This window comes from Arthrobacter sp. FX8, from assembly GCF_026723805.1.
Classification (GTDB): domain Bacteria; phylum Actinomycetota; class Actinomycetes; order Actinomycetales; family Micrococcaceae; genus Arthrobacter.
This window is the reverse complement of record NZ_CP113505.1, coordinates 1,533,411-1,551,474: the sequence shown is the minus strand read 5'-3', so window position 1 is coordinate 1,551,474 and position 18,064 is coordinate 1,533,411. Positions and strand designations below refer to the sequence as shown.

15 protein-coding genes and 1 pseudogene are annotated in these 18,064 nt (G+C 65.5%); all 16 read right to left on the bottom strand.

All coding sequences use genetic code 11. The annotated features are described in order from the left end of the window. Nucleotides 1-10: 10 nt before the first annotated feature. The 16 genes and pseudogenes from OUO20_RS07015 to OUO20_RS06940 all read right to left on the bottom strand — a co-directional run bounded on the left by OUO20_RS07015 (nucleotide 11) and on the right by OUO20_RS06940 (nucleotide 17,964). Nucleotides 11-2,935 (bottom strand): DEAD/DEAH box helicase, encoded by a 2,925-nt coding sequence (locus tag OUO20_RS07015; protein WP_268003151.1) that lies wholly within the window; start codon nucleotides 2,933-2,935, stop codon nucleotides 11-13. A 20-nt stretch (nucleotides 2,936-2,955) separates the two neighbouring features. Then, nucleotides 2,956-3,750 carry a twin-arginine translocase subunit TatC gene (tatC, locus tag OUO20_RS07010; RefSeq protein WP_018771111.1) on the bottom strand — a complete coding sequence of 265 codons (795 nt, stop codon included), beginning with the start codon at nucleotides 3,748-3,750 and terminating at the stop codon, nucleotides 2,956-2,958. A 48-nt stretch (nucleotides 3,751-3,798) separates the two neighbouring features. Next, nucleotides 3,799-4,071: a Sec-independent protein translocase subunit TatA gene (gene tatA / locus OUO20_RS07005; RefSeq protein WP_018771112.1), complete on the bottom strand. Its 273-nt coding sequence runs from the start codon at nucleotides 4,069-4,071 to the stop codon at nucleotides 3,799-3,801. A gap of 32 nt (nucleotides 4,072-4,103) precedes the next feature. Beyond that, nucleotides 4,104-4,451 carry a hypothetical protein gene (locus OUO20_RS07000; RefSeq protein WP_026266053.1) on the bottom strand — a complete coding sequence of 116 codons (348 nt, stop codon included), beginning with the start codon at nucleotides 4,449-4,451 and terminating at the stop codon, nucleotides 4,104-4,106. 10 nt (nucleotides 4,452-4,461) lie between these two features. Further along, a complete protein-coding gene (locus tag OUO20_RS06995) occupies nucleotides 4,462-6,447 on the bottom strand; it encodes a helix-turn-helix transcriptional regulator (RefSeq protein ID WP_268003150.1) in 1,986 nt (661 codons plus the stop codon). A gap of 103 nt (nucleotides 6,448-6,550) precedes the next feature. Next, nucleotides 6,551-6,946: an FKBP-type peptidyl-prolyl cis-trans isomerase gene (locus tag OUO20_RS06990; RefSeq protein ID WP_018771115.1), complete on the bottom strand. Its 396-nt coding sequence runs from the start codon at nucleotides 6,944-6,946 to the stop codon at nucleotides 6,551-6,553. A gap of 64 nt (nucleotides 6,947-7,010) precedes the next feature. Then, nucleotides 7,011-7,979, bottom strand: coding sequence for an FKBP-type peptidyl-prolyl cis-trans isomerase (locus tag OUO20_RS06985; protein WP_268003149.1), 969 nt, complete (start codon nucleotides 7,977-7,979; stop codon nucleotides 7,011-7,013). A gap of 115 nt (nucleotides 7,980-8,094) precedes the next feature. Then, nucleotides 8,095-9,459, bottom strand: coding sequence for a Pup--protein ligase (gene pafA, locus OUO20_RS06980; RefSeq protein ID WP_056390354.1), 1,365 nt, complete (start codon nucleotides 9,457-9,459; stop codon nucleotides 8,095-8,097). A gap of 9 nt (nucleotides 9,460-9,468) precedes the next feature. After that, a complete protein-coding gene (gene prcA, locus OUO20_RS06975) occupies nucleotides 9,469-10,179 on the bottom strand; it encodes a proteasome subunit alpha (protein ID WP_018771118.1) in 711 nt (236 codons plus the stop codon). A 1-nt stretch (nucleotide 10,180) separates the two neighbouring features. Then, the gene (gene prcB / locus OUO20_RS06970; RefSeq protein WP_018771119.1) at nucleotides 10,181-11,002 is read right to left on the bottom strand and encodes a proteasome subunit beta; all 822 of its coding nucleotides are present in this window, start codon (nucleotides 11,000-11,002) and stop codon (nucleotides 10,181-10,183) included. An 80-nt stretch (nucleotides 11,003-11,082) separates the two neighbouring features. Beyond that, nucleotides 11,083-11,286 carry a ubiquitin-like protein Pup gene (locus OUO20_RS06965; RefSeq protein ID WP_018761343.1) on the bottom strand — a complete coding sequence of 68 codons (204 nt, stop codon included), beginning with the start codon at nucleotides 11,284-11,286 and terminating at the stop codon, nucleotides 11,083-11,085. An 84-nt stretch (nucleotides 11,287-11,370) separates the two neighbouring features. Continuing rightward, nucleotides 11,371-13,044, bottom strand: a complete 1,674-nt coding sequence (dop, locus tag OUO20_RS06960) for a depupylase/deamidase Dop (RefSeq protein ID WP_018771120.1) — start codon at nucleotides 13,042-13,044, stop codon at nucleotides 11,371-11,373. Beyond that, nucleotides 13,041-14,791, bottom strand: a pseudogene (gene arc, locus OUO20_RS06955) (proteasome ATPase). The gene dop and the pseudogene arc overlap by 4 nt, the downstream one beginning before the upstream one ends. Nucleotides 14,792-14,873: 82 nt before the next feature. Then, the gene (locus tag OUO20_RS06950; protein ID WP_018771122.1) at nucleotides 14,874-15,938 is read right to left on the bottom strand and encodes a tRNA (adenine-N1)-methyltransferase; all 1,065 of its coding nucleotides are present in this window, start codon (nucleotides 15,936-15,938) and stop codon (nucleotides 14,874-14,876) included. Between the two features lie 96 nt (nucleotides 15,939-16,034). Continuing rightward, nucleotides 16,035-17,240, bottom strand: a complete 1,206-nt coding sequence (locus tag OUO20_RS06945; RefSeq protein ID WP_268003147.1) for a site-2 protease family protein — start codon at nucleotides 17,238-17,240, stop codon at nucleotides 16,035-16,037. Then, nucleotides 17,233-17,964 (bottom strand): HAD family hydrolase, encoded by a 732-nt coding sequence (locus OUO20_RS06940; RefSeq protein ID WP_268003146.1) that lies wholly within the window; start codon nucleotides 17,962-17,964, stop codon nucleotides 17,233-17,235. Before OUO20_RS06940 ends, OUO20_RS06945 begins: the two co-directional genes overlap by 8 nt. Nucleotides 17,965-18,064 lie beyond the last annotated feature (100 nt).

Below are 18,064 nucleotides of genomic sequence, written 5' to 3'. Positions count from 1 at the left end.
GTCATCGGGGCTAAAGGACGGAAGAATATGCCACGACGCCGCGGCGGATGAGGTTGATCGCTTCGGCGCAGAGCCGTGCCAGCCGCGGGTCCAGTCCGGGGATCTTGGCAAGCTGGTCCAGAAGGTCCACCACCTGCTTCACCCAGCGGACAAAGTCGCCCGCGGCAAGATCGGTGCCGCTGAGGACATCCTGCAGATGGCGGCCACGGGCCCACTTATACAGCGGCCAGACAAGTCCCAGTTCAGGCTCACCGGTCAGGGGGAGCTTGTGTTCCTCTTCCACATCCTCAAGGACGGACCATTCCTTCACCACTGTGTCGACGGCGGTCTCCAGGGAGACGCTGGGCATGCGCGGCCTCAGGCCCCGGTCCTCGCGTTTGGCCTGGTAGACCAGTACGCTGGCCAGCGCGGCAACTTCGGCGGCGTCGAGGTCATTGAATGCGCCCAGCCGCAGGGACTGCGAGATCAACAGGTCCTTCTCGCCGTAGATCCTGCGCAGCCGCTGGCCGTCCGCGCTGATATTCAGCCGGCCGTCTCCCGCGTCTTCCAGGTAACCGTAGACGGACAGGACGTCGCAGACCCGGTCGAAGGTTTTGGCAATGGTGTTGGTGCGGCCCTGGATCTGGCGGACCAGGCCGTCCGTTTCGCGCCTTAGCTTCCACCAGCGCTCCGACCACCGGGCATGGTCTTCGCGTTCGCTGCACCCATGGCACGGGTGTGCCTTCAGGGCCCGGCGAAGATCCGCAATGCGCCTTTCCTGGTTGGGCAAGGCAGCGGCCCGGCCGAAGTCATGGTTGCGGTTCTGGCCCGGGGCGGGCGGACGGTTCTCTCGAAGCGCGTTCCGGACAGAGGACGCCAGGTCCCTGCGGGACTTGGGCACCTTCGCGTTGAAGGACTTGGGGATGCGGACCCGGGTAACCGGCGCGATGGGACCCTCGAGGTCGTCAGCGCCAATCCTGCGCAGCTGGTTGTCCAGCGTCAGCACGGCCGGGCGCGGCTCGCGGCTGGCGTGGTCCGAACTAAGGACGACGGCGGGCCCCGGGGCACGGCCACCGGGAACGTTGACCACGTCCCCAGGCAGGAGCCGCGCCAGTGAATCGTCGCAAAGGGACTTCCGGACGCGGGACTTGGTCCGGGACGTGGCGTTCTCGGCGTCGGAAAGTTCCCTGCGCAGCCGCGCATACTCGGTGAAGTCACCCAGGTGGCAGGTCATCGATTTTGCGTAACCGGCCAGGGATTCCTCGCGGCTGCGCACCTGGCGGGCCAGGCCCACCACGGAGCGGTCCGCCTGGAACTGGGCGAAGGAGGACTCCAGGATCTCGCGGGCCCTGGCCCGGCCAAACTGCGCCAGCAGGTTGATGCTCATGTTGTAGGTGGGCCGGAAACTGGAATTCAGCGGGTAGGTGCGCCGCGATGCCAGTCCCGCGACCGCCGTCGGGTCTGTACCGGGCTGCCACAGCACCACGGCGTGGCCCTCAACATCGATGCCTCGCCGGCCCGCACGGCCGGTGAGCTGGGTGTACTCCCCTGCGGTGATGTCCACATGCGCTTCGCCGTTGAACTTGTCCAGCTTTTCCAGCACCACGGACCGGGCGGGCATGTTGACGCCCAGCGCAAGGGTTTCCGTGGCGAAGACAGCTTTGACCAGGCCATCGGCAAAGAGTTTCTCGACCACCTCCTTGAAGGTCGGCAGCATTCCGGCATGGTGGGCCGCGAACCCCCGGAGCAATCCGTCGCGCCAGGTCCAAAAGCCCAGGACGTCAAGGTCGTCGGCCGGGATGTCCTGCCCCGCCTCGTCAACACGCTGGGCGATGATCCGCTGCTCTGTTTCGGTGGTGAGCCAGAGGCCGGACGAGACACACTGGGCCACGGCAGCCTCACAGCCTGCGCGGGAAAAGATGAAGGTGATGGCAGGCAGCAGGTCCATCCGGTCCAGGCTGGCGATGACCTGGGGGCGGCTGGCGGGGCGCACTCCCGTGTTCTCGCCGCCACGGGCGGGGCGGTCGTTTCCGCGCCGGCCGCGCTGGCCCCTTCCGCCGGGGCCGGGCCTGCTGCGGAAGCTCTGCCGCATCTCGCTCTGGGCCACTGCCAGCAGGTCCGGGTTGACGTCGAAACCACGTCCCTTGCCGGCGTCGGGGGATGTGCCGGACAAGGCCGGCTGCAGGTCGTCTTCCTCCACGGGCGGAGCGATCTCGTCGAAGGTGGTTTCTCCGGCAAACAGGTCCATGATCCGGCGGCCCACCATGACGTGCTGCCACAGCGGCACCGGGCGGTGCTCGGAGACGATGATGTCTGTGTCGCCGCGGACGGTGTCCAGCCAGGCCCCGAATTCCTCGGCATTTGAAACGGTTGCACTCAGTGAGGCGACCTGGACCTCGCTGGGCAGGTGGATGATGACTTCCTCCCAGACAGCCCCGCGGAACCGGTCGGCGAGGTAGTGCACCTCATCCATGACCACGTAGCCGAGGTCGCCCAGAGTGGCCGAATCAGCGTAGAGCATGTTCCGCAGGACTTCGGTGGTCATGACCACCACCTGGGCATCCCCGTTGATGCTGGTGTCGCCGGTCAGGAGGCCCACATTGTCCGCACCATATTTAGCGGTGAGTTCACTGAACTTCTGGTTGCTGAGCGCCTTGATGGGTGTGGTGTAAAAGGCTTTCAGTCCCCGCTGCAGCGCGAGGTAGATGGCGAACTCCCCCACGATGGTCTTCCCGGCACCGGTAGGGGCAGCCACCAGGACTCCCTTGCCTTGCTGCAGGGAAAGACAGGCCTGCCGTTGAAAGTCGTCAAGCTCGAAGTCCAGGGTCCGAATGAACGCCCCGAGGTAGGTGGCGGCCTCGGCCCGGCGTTCGGCGCTGGCACGGTACCTCTCGGCCGGCGACATTTCTTCAGGATCGATGGGCCCGGCGGAGAAGGGTCCGGTGGTGGAGGACATACCCCAAGCCTAACGGCAGGCTAGAGCTTCTTCAGTTCACTGCTGGGGGTTGCGACGTCCGCTGTGGCCTCGGTTTCCTCGACCTGCCGGGCCTGGCGGCGGTCGCGGCGCTTGTCGTTCATGATGCAGATGCCGATTGCCGCGAAGAACAGCGCCAGCAGCGGTCCGGCAAGCATGAACATCGAAATCGCATCCGCGCCCGGCGCGGCAATGGCGGCCAGGACGAAGACCAGGAAGACTGTAATGCGCCAGGCCTTGAGGATGGTGTGGCCGGATACGAGCCCGGCCATGTTGACGCCCACCAGCACTACGGGCACCAGGAAGGCCAGGCCCAGCATGAGCACCATCCGGGTGACGAACTCGATGTAGGTCCGGGCATCGATGACGCTGGAGGAGCCTGCCGGGGTGAACTGGGTCAGCGCGTGGACCACCTGCGGCACCACGAGCCACCCCACCCAGATTCCGGCCAGGAAGAGCGGGATGGCAGCAGCCATGTAGCCCAGCGTGTAGCGCCGTTCCTTCGATGTCAGCCCGGGCGTGATGAAGGCCCAGAGCTGGTAGATCCAGATGGGGCTGGAGATGACCGCGCCAATGAGGAGCGACATCTGGAGCTTGAAGTCGAACGGTGATGCGATGGTCCCGAAGTTGATGGCGGCAAGGCCGCCGGTCTCATCGGAAATGCGGTTAACCGGTTCGGCCAAGGCCTTCAGCAGCGGATCGTAAAGTATCCAGCCCCCAATGCCGCCAATGACGACGCCGATGGCCGACTTGATCAGCCGGTTCTTCAGCTCCTTGAGGTGCTCCCAAAGTGACATCCGCCCCTCGGGATTGGCTTTACGGGCCCGCGACAGTGCCACGGGAGGTCAGGCGCGGGTCGACGGCGGAACGTCAGTGCCGTCTGTCGGCTCACCGGGCTTCGCCTTGGGGTGGTTCACGATGGTGCCTTCCACCGGACCGTTTGCGTCGGTGGTGTCGGCCTTGCCGTCGTTCTTCATTTCCTTCACCTCGGACTTGATGATCCGCATGGACTGTCCCAGGCTGCGGGCCATGGCCGGAAGCTTGGGGGCGGCGAAGAGAAGCAAAGCTACAACGATGATGATTACGATCGGCCAGGGGCCGTCAAAGAGTCTTCCCACGGGAAATCCTTTCCTCTAAGTACATCCTACTTCTATGTGAAGTCGAGATCTCCGAGCGCCTGCGGCTGGCCCCGGTCCTTTTTACGCTGCACTCGCCGACGGCGGCGTTCCTCGCGCCGGGCCCATTTGGATGCCTCGTAATCATGTCGCATGACGGCGGGCGAGGCAAAAACGGCAGAACCCGGCAGGGGCCCGGACGGATCCGCGGGTTCACCCGCCACCTCGACGGGGCTCAGGTGTCCCAGCTTTTCGCCCGCGGCAGCGAGGTCCTTCACCGTGGCCATGAACTGTCGGAAGAGACGGATGCCCAGCAGGACATAGAACAGCAGGGCAACGGCGACAAGCGCCACCCATATGAGAATCCAGGACCACCAAGGCATGGTGAGAAGTCTATCGGTCGTAGCCGGCCAGCGAGGCCGCAAGCCAGTCCCGCGCGGCGGAAGCCAGCTCCGCAGGGGCCAGAATCCGGGCTGAACCGCCATGCTGGGCCACGAACATCGGCAGCCACGCCGTGTTGCCGAACCGGATCTCTGCCACCAGGCCGCCGTCGGGCAACTCCGCGGTACGCTCCGCGTAGTAGTCCTCCGCCAGCCCCCTCCCCTGCCGGGTGAGCTGGACGGTGACGGTGGTGTCGTCGTCGTTCGGGGTGAATAGCTTGGCCGGGACCCCGCCCTCCGGTATCCCGTGCGGGGCGGCAGGCGCTCCGTTGGGGTGAACGTCCTCTACACGGTCCAGGCGGAAGTTCCGCAGCCCGTCCACCAGGTGGCACCAGGCTTCGAAGTACCAGGTGTTGTCCAGGGAATACAGCCGCAGCGGGTCAACGTCGCGCTCGGTGACGGCGTCACGCTGGGGTGAAAGGTAGGTCAGGTGGAGCTGGGAGCGGGTCTCGATGGCCTGGCGGACCGTGGCATGGGTTGCGGCGTCGGCAGGTGCAACCTCCGGCCCGGCAATGGAGGCAGCTTGCAGCCCTTCCTCGCCTGCGGCCGCCAGGAGCTTCAAGGTAACCGACTCCAGCGCGCCGCCGCCGGGAAGGTCCGGCAGGCCGTTGAGCGTTTCAAGACCTGTCAGCAAAGCGCATGCCTCCGCCACGGTAAACCGGACAGGTTTCTTCAGGTCAAGGTCCTGGGTAATGAAGACGTGGTCGTCTTCCCATTGGATATCGAGCAGGTCGTCCGGATAACCCTCCGGCAGCCCGGAGCAGATGAGGATCCGAAGGTCTGCCTCGAGCTCTTCACGGGTGACGCCGAAGTGCTTTGCGACGTCCTGGATGTGCAGCCCCTGGTTGTGGACCAGGAAGGGGACCAACTGCAGCATGCGCTTGAGCTGGTCCTCAGACGTTCCCTTCCGGGCGGTCCGGGCACGGGCATCGGCGAACGTGTAGTCGGGGACAGGTGCGTCGCTGAACGCGGCGGCCGCCTGGAGCCTGCGCCTCACGGCGGCAGCAAGTTCAGCCGGTTCCACTGCCAGGGCATCGGGTCCGTAGGAGGCCAGCTCTTCGGCAAGCACCTCCGGGTCCCGGTACTCGATGAAGAGCCTGTCGTAGCCCGCACCTGGCCGGCCTGTGGCCTGGTCCTGGGTGGCTTGAAAAGCACGACGGCGGAGGGCCAGCAGGTGCCCCTCCTTGACGTCCACGACGGCGGTGCGCAGCGGCAGTTCCGGCAACAGGTCCAGCTCTGCGCGGATACTGAAGTCCACCGGCGGCGTGTACTGCTCCTTCGCCAATGTGGTCACGGCACTGGTGAAGCGCGACAGGCGGAAATGCCGGGGTGCCTCGCGTGCCCGGTCGTAGCCCATGAGGTACCACTGGCCGAAGCGGCTGCCCAGGCCCCAGGGCTCGACGGTGCGTTCCTCCTCTTTGCCGGTGGTGCCGGCGAGATACGTGAAAGTGACCGGATGCCGGGCGTGCATGGCGGCCACGATGTCATCAAAGGCCTGGCCGGCGGGTTTGATCCGGGGCTGGACCCCGGCCGGCAGTTCCACGTCCGCCATCCTGCCGGCGGCCTGGAGTTTGCGGAGCGCGCTTTGGGCGGCGGTGCCCAGTGCCGCGCGCTCCCATAATTGGGAGGCCAGCAGCAGGACGGTCCACTCGTCGGGCCCCAGCTGGACGTCCGGGAGCCGGTTGGACTCCTTGCCGATCCGGTACCTGGTGGTGGCGGGGTCGTCCTCGCTCCAGCCCATGTCCGTCAGTGTCTCCACGTCGAAGCCCATTGCCCGCAGGTCATTCTTGTCCCGCTCGAACATCCGTCCGAACGCAACGTCATTGCCGGAGGTGTCGTGGTAGACCTTTTCGCGCAGTTCGCTGCGGTGCAGCCCGTAGCGGGTGTTGAGCAGCGCAATCAGCAGGTTGAGGAGTCGTTCGGTGCGGGATAGGGACACGCTCGTTACGTTACTAAACTCCCCCGATGAAAGCAGAAAGCGCGGCAGTACCGGAGGAACTTCCTCCAGTACTGCCGCGCTCCCGGCTGTGTTGGCGCCTGGGTCAGCGCACGGCCACGAGGTCCACGACGAAGATCAGTGCCTCGTTGGGAGCAATCGCGCCACCGGCACCGCGCGAGCCATAGGCCAGCTCGGAGGGGATCTCCAGGCGGCGGCGGCCACCGACCTTCATGCCCAGCAGGCCCTGGTCCCAGCCCTGGATGACCTGGCCGACGCCGACGCGGAAGTCCAGGGGTGCACCGCGGCCCCAGGAGGCGTCGAATTCCTCGCCTGTGGACCAGGCAACGCCGACGTAGTGGGTGGAGACGGTGTCCCCTGCCTTGGCTTCCCGGCCGTCACCCTCGATCAGGTCTGTGATGACGAGTTCCGTGGGGACGTCGCCCTCCGGAAAATCGATTTCGGGCTTCTGGCGGTCAAATTCCCGCTGTCCAAAAGACATGCTTGCTCCTATCCGTAAGTGCTGATGGGGTGCCGCGAGGGACGCGGCGTCCATGTAAGTCTTGCTACTTGACCCCGAGGATGTCCACTACGAAGACCAGGTCGCCCTTTGCCTGCCCCTGGCCGGCGTCGCCGTAGGCCAGGTCCTTGGGGATGACCAGCAGGACGCGGGACCCAACGGTCTTGCCGGCGAGGCCCTGGGTCCAGCCCTTGATGACCCCGGTCAGCGGGAAGGTGGCCGGCTGGCCGCGGTCGAAGCTGGAATCGAACTTGGTGCCGTCTGCCAGGTTGACGCCGACGTAATTCACGGTCAGCGTGTCGGACTCCTTGACGGTGGCGCCGGAGCCCTTGATCAGGTCCTGGGACACGAGGGATGTGGGGGCAGCCGCACCGGCAACGTTGATTTCGGGAACGCCGTCTTTTTCAGTAATGGTCGGCAGCCCGGCCGGCGGCGTCACGGTTTCGCCCTGGGGCTTGTCCAGGACCGGGGTGGGATCGGATGCGGAAAGCACCTTGATGATCAGCAGCTGGGTGGGCCCGGCTTCCGGACTCGGGCTGGGGCTGGCGCCGTCGGAAGGGCTGGGGCTGGCCGATGCCGCGCTCTGCTGGCCGGGAACGGCCAGTGCAAGGCTGGATCCAACCTTGGCGCCCACGAAAGCGTTGTAGATGACTGCGCTGCTGGTCTTGAGCTCGTCATTCAGCTCCAGGCTTTCCGGCTCGTTGGGGAACGTATCCTCGAGCTGGGAGCCGTCCGTGCCGTTCAGGGCGAGGATGGAAATCTTGGCAACCTGGTTGGCCTTTACGGCGTCGCCCTTGCCCTCGGAAGCCACTTTGATGGTTGGCTGGGTCACGGCCAGTGGCTTGTCAAAGTCCACGCCAGGGGCCTTCTTGTCCCCGTTGTCGGTCAGCTTGAGGGAGTCGAACTTTGCAGTCTCCCCGGCGGACTGGCTGCTGGGCTCTGGCTGGGAGGCGGTGCCTCCGCAGGCGGTCAGGAGCAGCAGGCCGGGAAGGAGGATTGCTAGTAGTCGGCGCACGTAGGAAAACTTTCGTCGGGGCAGGGTGGATACGACACTCCGCATGGCGGCGGAGCATGCCGTGAAGAGGTCCCGTTAAAAGGACCTTATCCAGAATAGACCCTGAAGCTGGACGTCAGCCCATAGAGTCCAGAAGCGCATCGACGCGCTCATCGACGCTGCGGAACGGATCCTTGCACAAGATCGTCTGGTGGGCGCGGTCGTTCAGTTTCAGGTGCACCCAGTCCACCGTGTAGTCGCGTCCCAACTCCTGCGCGCGGCGGACAAAGTCGCCGCGCAGCTTGGCCCTGGTGGTTTGCGGCGGCGCGTCCACCGCCCCCTTGATGACAGTGTCGTCCACGATGCGGCGGACCGCTCCACGGGATTGCAGCAGGTAGTAAAGTCCCCGGCTGCGGGAAATGTCGTGGTACGTCAGATCAAGCTGGGCAATGCGGGGCGCGTCCAGGCCAAGGCCGTGGCGTTCGCGGTAGTTATCCATCAGCTTCTTCTTGATGGCCCAGTCGATTTCGGTGTCAATGCCCTTGGTGTCACCGGATTCAATGGCATGCAGCGTCCGCTCCCACAGATCCAGGATCAGCGGTACATGCGGGTTGTGGGCGCCGTGTTCATTGACGAAGGCCGTCACCTTGGTGAGGTATTCCTGCTGGATTTCAAGGGCGGTGAGCTGGCGTCCATTGGCCAGGCGGACCAATGCCCGGCCACTGAGGTCGTGGGAGATCTCGCGGATGCTGCGGATGGGGTTTTCCATCCGCATGTCGCGCATGATCACGCCCGCTTCGATCATCCGAAGGACCAGGTCAACGGTTCCGACTTTCATCAGGGCGGTCGCCTCTGACATGTTCGAGTCGCCCACAATGACGTGCAGCCGCCGATAAAACTCCGCGTCCGCGTGCGGCTCGTCACGGGTGTTGATGATGGGCCTCGACCGTGTGGTGGCTGAGGACACTCCCTCCCAGATGTGGTCGGCCCGCTGGGAGAACGCATAGGTGGCGCCATGCGGCGTCTTCAGGATCTTTCCGGCGCCGGCGATGAGCTGGCGGGTGACCAGGAACGGGATCAGGATTTCGGCCAGGCGGGAGAATTCCCCACGGCGGGGAATGAGGTAGTTCTCGTGGCTGCCGTACGAGTTGCCCGCGGAGTCGGTGTTGTTCTTGAAAAGGTATACGGTGCCGTTGAAGCCCTCGGCCGCCAGCCGGGCCTGGGCCTCATCAACCAGGTCATCCAGGATGAGCTCACCCGCACGGTCATGGGCGATCAGCTGGGCGAGGTCGTCGCATTCGGCGGTGGCGTATTCCGGGTGGGATCCTACGTCGAGGTACAGCCGCGAACCGTTGGTGAGGAACACGTTGGACGAGCGCCCCCAGCTGACCACCTTTCGGAAGAGGTACCGGGCCACCTCTTCCGGGGCCAGCGGCCTCGAGTCGGGGCTCGAGTAAGAGATCCCGAACTCGGTTTCGATGCCGAAGATTCTCTTGTCCATGTCGTCCTCCTAGGCCAGCAGTGCTGTGATGTCCGCGTCGTTCAGCCTGCGGAAAGCACGCCGGGAGCCGCGGGAGCTTTCGGAAAGCCTGTCCAGAACTGCCACCTCGAGGGCGCCGGGCGGCAGCGGTGCTGCCGGCTGGTCACCCTCCTGGGCAGGCGTGAGACCCTTCAAAGCCAGCCGGACAGCGTCGGCGAAGCCCAGGGACGCCTGCCATCCTGCCTCGATGGTTGACGACACCTTGTCTGCCTGGCCGCCCATGACCACAAAGCTGTGCTCATCGGCGATGGAACCGTCGAAGGTCAGCCGGTACAGGTGGTCTTCGGCCTGCGTGGAGCCCACTTCGGCTACTGCCAGTTCCACTTCAAACGGCTTTTGCTCTGCGGTGAAGACGGCACCCAGGCTTTGGGCGTATACGCTCGCCAGGCCGCGGGCGGTCACGTCCTCGCGGTCATACGAGTACCCGCGGACGTCGGCATAGCGGACGCCGGCCTGGCGCAGGCTTTCGAACTCGTTGTACTTGCCCACGGCGGCGAACGCGATCTTGTCGTAGATTTCGCCGATCTTGTGCAGGGACGGCGATGGGTTCTCGGCGACGAGTGCGATGCCGTCGGCGCAGCTGATGACAACCACCGACCGGCCGCGGGCGATGCCCTTCCGCGCGAAATCCGCGCGGTCCTTCATCAGCTGTTCGGGCGAGACATAAAACTGCTGGGTCATCTCAGGCCTCCCGTCCGGCGATGGTGCGCGCTTCGATCACGCTGCGCGAAGCAGCCGCGAGTTCGGCCTCGGGCACCCGGCGGGCTCCCGTCCTGTCCACTGTATAAACCACGGGCCACAACTGCCGGACGGTATCCGGGCCGCCCGTGGCGGAATCGTCGTCGGCGGCGTCGTACAGGGACTCCACGGCGACGGACAGCGCCTCAGCCGGGGTGAGGTTGGGCCGCCAGAGTTTCTTCAGGGCTCCGCGGGCGAAGACGGAACCGGAACCCACGGTATGGTGTTCGTGTTCCTCGTACCTGCCCCCGGTGACGTCATAGGAAAACAGCCGTCCGACACCGGCGCTGGTGTCGAACCCTGCAAACAGGGGCACCACGGCAAGGCCCTGCAGGGCCATGGGAAGGTTGCCCCGGATCATGGCCCCCAACCGGTTCGCCTTGCCTTCGAGGCTGAGCTGGGTTCCTTCAATCTTTTCGTAGTGCTCAAGTTCAACCTGGAAGAGCCGCGTCAGGTCGATCGCTATTCCGGCTGTGCCGGCTATGCCAAGGACAGAGAAGTGGTCTGCCGGGAAGACCTTCTCGATGTGCCTGCTGGCAATGATGTTTCCCATGGTGGCGCGCCGGTCGCCCGCCATCAGGACACCGCCGCCGTAACTCATGGCCACGATCGTGGTGGCGTGCGGAACCTGCAACGGCGCAGCCCCGGACACGCCGCCCTGGAGGGACCGGCTAAAGGGCAGTAGCTCGGGCCGGTCCCGTTGCAGGTGCTCCGTAAAGGACGAGGTGGCGTTGGCGGCTACCTGGTTGGCGGTTGATTCCTGCACTCATCACTCCTTGAACGTGGTACTTCAACGTCGGTACAGATTCCGGCCGTCCGCGGCTTCCGCCACCTTCCGGGTCCGGGTTACTGGCCGCCCTTTTGCACGAATGCCCGGACGAACTCTTCGGCGTTGGATTCCAGGACGCCGTCGATTTCGTCGAGCAGGTCGTCCACGCCTTCGGTCGACGCCGAAGCCTGCGCCTCGGGCGGTGCCGGGGGTGCCTCGGGGATGTCGTCTTCGACCTGGCTGTCGCGTGACTGCGGCTGCTGCTGCTCCTGGCCTGCCATTGGATTCCCTCCTTTTTCCTCCGGTGGATCCGGCGGATCCTCCGATATGCCCATCCTGCCACGGGACGGGCGTTCCGGCGCGGTTTACGCCGCAGGCGGAGTACTGTTGTGTCCCAGCAGTTCGCCGAGGAACGGTCCCGCTTCCCGGTAGCGCTCAAACAACGCTCCGGTCAGGGCTTTGGTTCCCCTCAGTGGTTCCCTGGTAGGCACCCGCTGAAGCCGTCCGTAACCGGGCACGTCGAAGATGACCGAGTCCCAGCTTGCCCCCACCACATCCTTGCCGAAGCTGCTGATGCACTTTCCGCGGAAGAAGGCCCGGGTGTCGGCGGGGGGCTCGGCCACGGCGGCGGAGATGGCAGCATCGTCCACCACGCGCTGCATCCGGTTCCTGGACAACAGGCGGTAGTAGAGGCCTTTCTCCGGCCTGATATCGGACCACTGGAGATCCACCAGGCCAAGCCGGGCATCGCTCCACTCCAGTCCATCACGCTGGCGATACCCATCAAGCAGGGTAAGTTTCGCCAGCCACTCCACGGAACTGGCAGCCGCGGCCCTGTCACTGTCCAGTTGGGTGAGAACGGCAGCCCACCGTTCCAGGACCTCGTGTGTGTGCCCGTCACCGTCCACGGCGTCACCGACGCCGGTGTCCTGGGCGAGTTTGGCTGCGGCTTCGTGGTACATCCACTGAAGGTCCAGCGCCGTGACCCGCCGTCCGTCCAACAGGCGCAGCTTTGCTGTCAGCGAGGTATCGTGACTCACCGTTTTGAGCGCTGCCACCGGCTCGTAGACTTCGATTTTGGGGGCGAGCCCTGCCTCAATGAGGCTCAGGACCATGGCCGTGGTGCCGAACTTCAGGTAGTTGGACACCTGGCTGAGATTGGCATCACCGATGATGACGTGCAGGCGCCGGTACTTGTCGGCGGTGGAATGGGGCTCGTCGCGGGTGTTGATGATGGGCCGGCGGATGGTGGTTTCCAGGCCGACCTCGGCTTCGAAGAAGTCGGCCCGCTGGCTGACCTGGAAGCCCGGGGTTGAACTGTCCTGTCCTATCCCGAGCCGCCCGGCCCCGCAGACCACCTGCCGGCTGATGAAGAATGGCGTGAGCCCGCGGACAATGTCGCCAAAAGGGACTGAACGGGGCATGAGGTAGTTCTCGTGCGAACCGTAGGACACGGACTTGTTGTCCGTGTTGTTCTTGTAAAGGTTGACCGGCGGGAGCGCCGGGTCCGCCGCCAGCCGGCGCACGGCCGCCAGCCCCACAAGGTCGCCGGCAGCGTCCCAGGCCACAGCGTCCCGTGGGTTGGTGACCTCGGGGCTTGAATACTCCGGATGGGCGTGGTCAACGTACAGCCGGGCGCCATTGCCCAGGACCATGTTCATGAGCAGCGTCCCCGACTCGTCCTGGCCGTCCAGTTCGAGTTCCTCGCGCCCGTAGGCCAGGGCCACCGCCTCCGCGTCAAGCACCGGTGGCTGGTCGGTCAGCTGGGTGGGGTGTGCAGCTCCCCGGTCCACGGTCCAACCCCGGGCATCGTGCAGCGGCTCTTCGTCGGTATAGTCCCAGCGGGTCTCGGCCCCGCCGGCCGCCCGCTGCCTGGTGACCTGGGCATAGGCCTGCACCACCCGCGCGCTCATCATGGTGGCGTTGGCCGAGGGTGCGGAGGGGGCGTGGATGCCGTATTCGGTTTCCGCCCCCATGACCCGCATGGCCCCGCCGACGGGGAGCGCTTCCCCGGCAGCGGGTCCCTTCGCACCCGTCATAGATACTGTCCCGTGGTCGGCATCGTCTCGATGGACTTGCCCGGTTCCTGGCCGGCCTTGCCCTGGACGATGGTGCGGATGTAGGTGATCCGTTCGCCCTTCTTGCCGGAGATGCGTGCCCAGTCGTCGGGGTTGGTGGTGTTGGGCATGTCCTCGTGTTCGCGGAACTCGTCCACCACGGCGCGCAGCAGGTGCTCGATCCGGAGGCCCTTCTGGTGCGTGGTCAGCAGGTCCTTGATGGCGTACTTCTTGGCCCGGTCCACCACGTTCTGCACCACGGCGCCCGAGTTGAAATCCTTGAAGTAGAGCATCTCGGTGTCACCGTTGGCATAGGTGACCTCCAGGAACTCGTTGGACTTATCGGTGGAGTACATGGCTTCGACCGTGCGCTGGACCATGGCGTCAACCGTGGCCTGGACGTCGCCGTTGTGCTCTGCGAGGTCCGATTCGTGGAACGGCAGGTCCGGCGTGATGTATTTGTTGAAGATGTCCGCGGCGGCTTCGGCATCGGGACGCTGGATCTTGACTTTGACGTCCAGCCGTCCGGGCCGGAGGATGGCGGGGTCGATCATGTCCTCACGGTTGGATGCGCCGATGACGATGACGTTGTCGAGGCGTTCCACGCCGTCGATCTCACTGAGGAGCTGGGGCACGATGGTGGTTTCGACGTCGGACGAGATTCCGGTGCCGCGGGTGCGGAACAAGGAATCCATTTCGTCGAAGAAGACCACTACGGGGCTGCCGTCCGATGCCTTTTCCCGGGCGCGGGAGAAGATCAGCCGGATGTGCCGCTCCGTTTCGCCCACGTACTTGTCGAGGAGTTCAGGGCCCTTGATGTTCAGGAAGTAGCTCTTCAGGTCCACGTTCCCGGACCGCTCGGCGGCGCGGGCAGCGAGGGAGTTGGCGACAGCCTTGGCGATGAGGGTCTTGCCGCAGCCCGGAGGCCCGTACAGCAGGATGCCCTTGGGCGCCTTCAGGCCGTGCTCCCGGTAGAGGTCGGGGTGCAGGAACGGCAATTCCACCGCGTCCCTGATCTGCTCGATCTGGGGGCCAAGGCCGCCGATGTCCTCGTAGGTGATGTCCGGAACTTCTTCCAGGACCAGGTTCTCCACCTCGGAGCGCGGCACCTTCTCGAGTGCGTAGCCGGTCCGCGAATCCACGGAGAGGGCGTCGCCCACCCTGAGCTTCTCGGCCTGCAGCGCGCCGGAGAGCCGGACCACGCGTTCTTCATCGGCCCGGCCCACCACCAGGGCCCGGTCCCGTCCCAGCATCTCCTTCAGGGTGGCCAGCTCGCCGGCGCGCTCATAGCCGAGCCCTGCAACGATCAGGAGGGCTTCGTTGAGCAGCACCTCCTGGCCTACCGCCAGCTGGTTGATGTTTACCAGGGGGCTGATGCCCACCCGCATCTTCCGGCCGGCGTTGAAGATGTCCACCGATTCCTCCGTGGCGGCCTGTCCGCTGTTGCCGGGGAAGGCTGCCGCTTTGGGTTGATCTGGAGGATGGTGCCGAAGCTGTACGGCGGCTGTCCTTCCTGGTCAAGGGCGTTTTTCAGCCGGAGAATCTCCGCCTTGGCCGTCTCAAGCATGCTGACCAGCTTGGTGTTGTTCTGCGTTGCCGCTGCCAACTGGCGGTCGATGTGCCTGAGCTTGTCCCGAAGTATGTTGACCTGGCGGTCAGCAACCGAGAGGTCGTTGGCGGCAGACTGCTCTGCCGGTGTACGTCCGGAGTCCTGGTTTGGTGTCTCCATGATGTATCAGCCCCTTCCTGCGCTTCTCTTAAGACATTAGTCCCAAGATGCCGGGTAGGGATGGAGACTCCCGAAATGTGGACTAGTTCGTAACCTCGGGCGTGTCCACCACATTCGTTCCGGCGATGGCGTCCCGGGCTGCCCGCCGCAGCTTCTTGTCTGACACCGCCCGCTCCCCTACAGCACCGGGAGTCCAGGCATTGACATCCTCTTCGTTGAATTCGGTCTTGGACGGCCGCCGCTTGACCGAGATGCCCGTCACACCGTCGGCGAGCCGGCGGGTGACCAGCAGGAACCCGGTGTGGGCCACCATCCGGTGGTCCGGCCGGACCGCGAGACCCTCAAGGTGCCAGCCGCGGACCAGCGATTCCCAGGCGTCAGGTTCAGTGAAGCGGCCGTCGGCGCGGATCGCCTCGGCCGTACGGGAGAGCTGGGTGACCGTGGCTACGTAGTTGATCCAGACGCCGCCGGGCGCAAGCACGGTGGCGACGGCGTCGAGGCATTCCCAGGGCGCCAGCATGTCCAGGACCACGCGGTCCACGGAGCCGGGCTCTTCAGCCTTGACCACTTCCTCCTGGAAGTCGCCGAGCGAGATTTGCCATGCAGGATGCGGGCCGCCGAAGATGGTCTCCACGTTTCCCCGGGCGATGTCCGCAAACTCTTCACGCCGCTCGAAGGAGTGCAGGTAGCCGTTGTCCCCCACGGCGCGGAGCAGGGAGATGGACAAGGCACCGGAGCCGACGCCGGCCTCCACCACGCGGGCCCCGGGGAAGATATCCGCCATGGTCACGATCTGGCCGGCGTCCTTGGGATAGACCACGGCGGCGCCGCGCGGCATGGACAGCACGAAGTCGGACAGCAGCGGGCGCAGGGTCTGGTACTGCTGGCCGACGTTGTTCACCACAACGGAGCCGTCCACCTTGCCGATGATCTCATCGTGGTTCAGGAAGCCACGGTGCGTATGGAAGGCGCCACCGCGTTCAAGCGTGATGGTATTCATGCGGCCACGTTCGTCGGTGAGCTGGACACGCTCGCCTTCCCTGAAGGGGCCGCGGCGACGGGCGGCTCCCACCGGCTGCGAGCCGCTGGCGGCAGCACCGGCTTGCGCTGCTCCGGTGGCGTCGTTGACGGCAGTTTCGCTGCTCATGATGTTCCTCGCTCCTGTAAACCTTTTGTGCCGCGGCCAAAGTGCCCACGGATATTGTGGCCCCTGGCGGCGGCAATGCACGACCGGCAGGTAACTCTACCGGTTCTGGCCCTGCGGGTGCCTATCGGTGCGCTGGCGCCTCCCTGTGATGGCCGCGAGGACAACGTCCTGGGTGAGCAGCCCGGTGACTTTGCCATTGTGGTCCACCACTGCGTAGTGCCGTCCCTCAACCTGCGAAAGAAACTGGATCAGCTCCTGCCCCTTGGACCACTCGGGAACATAGGCTCCCGCAGCCAAGGGAAACGAAATGGCGGTGACTGGCGTCGTATCGGCTGCGGCGTCGGGCACCGAGGCCAATGCGCCGGGGTCCACCACACCCTGCGGCCGGCCGTCCGGTCCGCACACCACCATGGACTTCGTTCCTTCTGCCGCCAGGCGGAGGGCGTCACGGACAGTGCCCGAGGCAGGCACCCCAACGGCCGGCGTCGACAATCCCGCTGCGCTGACCAGCGGCAGCCGTGCCCGCAGCGTGCCCTGCTGGATGGAAGCCGAGGCACCCATCCACAGGAAGCCGCCCACCAGGATGGTGATCATCAGGAGGCTGAAGTCCGGCTGGTCGCCGGCGAGGTAGGGGCGAAGGAGGAACCAGTAAGCGATCGCCAGGACGATGATGCGCCCACCCCAGCCGGCTGCCACGGTTCCTTTCGCCTGGCTCCCGGTGGCCTTCCACACGATGGATTCGACAATGCGCCCACCGTCCAGCGGCAGGCCCGGCAGGACATTGAAGACGGCGATGAGGAAGTTGGCCCACATGAAGATGTTCGTCAGGATCTCGGCGACACTTCCCAGGCTGTTGGTGCCCAGGACCAGCCAGGCTCCGCCGGCGAGGACAAAATTGGCCGCCGGTCCGGCCAACGCCACCAGGACGGACCGGCCGGGGGAAGACGTGAAGCTCTCGAACTGGGTGTGCCCGCCCCAGAGGTTGAGGACGATCTTCTGGGTGGGCCATCCGTAGATTTTCGCCGTGAGGGCGTGCGCGAGTTCATGGACCAGCACCGAGAGCAGGAGCAGGACGGCGTAGGCGAAGGCCACGAGATAGGCGCTCATGCCCAGCATGGGGTTGTTCCGCGCCAACACGGGCCCGTACGCGATGACGGTGAAGGCCGCGATCACAAACCAGGAGTAAGCAAGCACGACAGGAACGCCGGCAATGCGTCCCAGCGGGATGCCGTCACGGCGTCGTCCCGTGGTGCCCGGCGGGGTGCCCGGTTCGGTGTCCCGCTGAGTGCCTGGATCAGCCACGGGAGTCACCAGCGGCGGTGGCGGCCGGCACCGTTGCCTGCGCCCCGGGGAGCAGGGCTTCAAGCTCCACCAGGCCGCGGCCGGCCAGGGAGTCCCAGAGTGCGTAACTGCCGTCGTCGGGCAGTGGAACGATGTGCGGGACAGCCACCGTGGCGACGCCGGAGGCTACGGCCGCGGCCACGCCCGGTACGGAATCCTCGAGGGCAACGCAGTGCTGGATTCCGAGATCAGGATCGCTTTCCTGGAGCAGTTCGACGGCGGTCAGGTAGGCCTCGGGGTGCGGTTTGCCCTGGGTCACGGTGTCACCCGTGACCAGGACTTCAAAGTAGGGGCGGGGAAGGCTGGCCACCACTTGGCGGGCCAGCGGCCCCTCGGACATGGTGACCAGGGCGCAGCGCACGCCTGCCAGGTGCAGTTCTTCGAGGAGTTCCCGGGCGCCTGGGCGCCATGGCACCTGCTGCTGGACGCTGCTGATGACCTGGGCGGTCAGGGCGTCGATGATCTCGCGGATTTCCAGCTCGACGCCTGCCTGCTGGAGCAGGCCGGCGGAGAACGTCAGTGACTGGCCCACCAGTTGCATGGCCTGGTCGTGGCTCCAGGTGCCGCCATGGGCCTCCACCAGGGCACGCTCCGCGGCAATCCAGTATGGCTCGGTGTCCACGATGGTTCCGTCCATGTCCCATAGGACAGCTTTGAGCGGGGAACCGGTGGCAGGAAATCGCATGACGCCAGTCTACGGGGCGTGGCTGGGCGGAGGCTGTGGGCTACGCCCTTGGCGAATATGACGCAGGCGGGGTGCCCTTTGCGCCGGTTATCGGCGATTT

Excerpts from the sequence above, each read along its gene's own strand:
- OUO20_RS06990 (WP_018771115.1), bottom strand. The coding sequence starts at position 6,946 with ATGTCTTTTGGACAGCGGGAATTTGACCGCCAGAAGCCCGAAATCGAT.
- dop (WP_018771120.1), bottom strand. The coding sequence starts at position 13,044 with ATGACGGGTGCGAAGGGACCCGCTGCCGGGGAAGCGCTCCCCGTCGGC.
- pafA (WP_056390354.1), bottom strand. The coding sequence starts at position 9,459 with ATGGACAAGAGAATCTTCGGCATCGAAACCGAGTTCGGGATCTCTTAC.
- tatC (WP_018771111.1), bottom strand. The coding sequence starts at position 3,750 with ATGTCACTTTGGGAGCACCTCAAGGAGCTGAAGAACCGGCTGATCAAG.
- OUO20_RS06940 (WP_268003146.1), bottom strand. The coding sequence starts at position 17,964 with ATGCGATTTCCTGCCACCGGTTCCCCGCTCAAAGCTGTCCTATGGGAC.
- OUO20_RS07000 (WP_026266053.1), bottom strand. The coding sequence starts at position 4,451 with ATGCCTTGGTGGTCCTGGATTCTCATATGGGTGGCGCTTGTCGCCGTT.
- OUO20_RS06950 (WP_018771122.1), bottom strand. The coding sequence starts at position 15,938 with ATGAGCAGCGAAACTGCCGTCAACGACGCCACCGGAGCAGCGCAAGCC.
- prcA (WP_018771118.1), bottom strand. The coding sequence starts at position 10,179 with ATGACCCAGCAGTTTTATGTCTCGCCCGAACAGCTGATGAAGGACCGC.
- OUO20_RS07015 (WP_268003151.1), bottom strand. The coding sequence starts at position 2,935 with ATGTCCTCCACCACCGGACCCTTCTCCGCCGGGCCCATCGATCCTGAA.
- OUO20_RS06965 (WP_018761343.1), bottom strand. The coding sequence starts at position 11,286 with ATGGCAGGCCAGGAGCAGCAGCAGCCGCAGTCACGCGACAGCCAGGTC.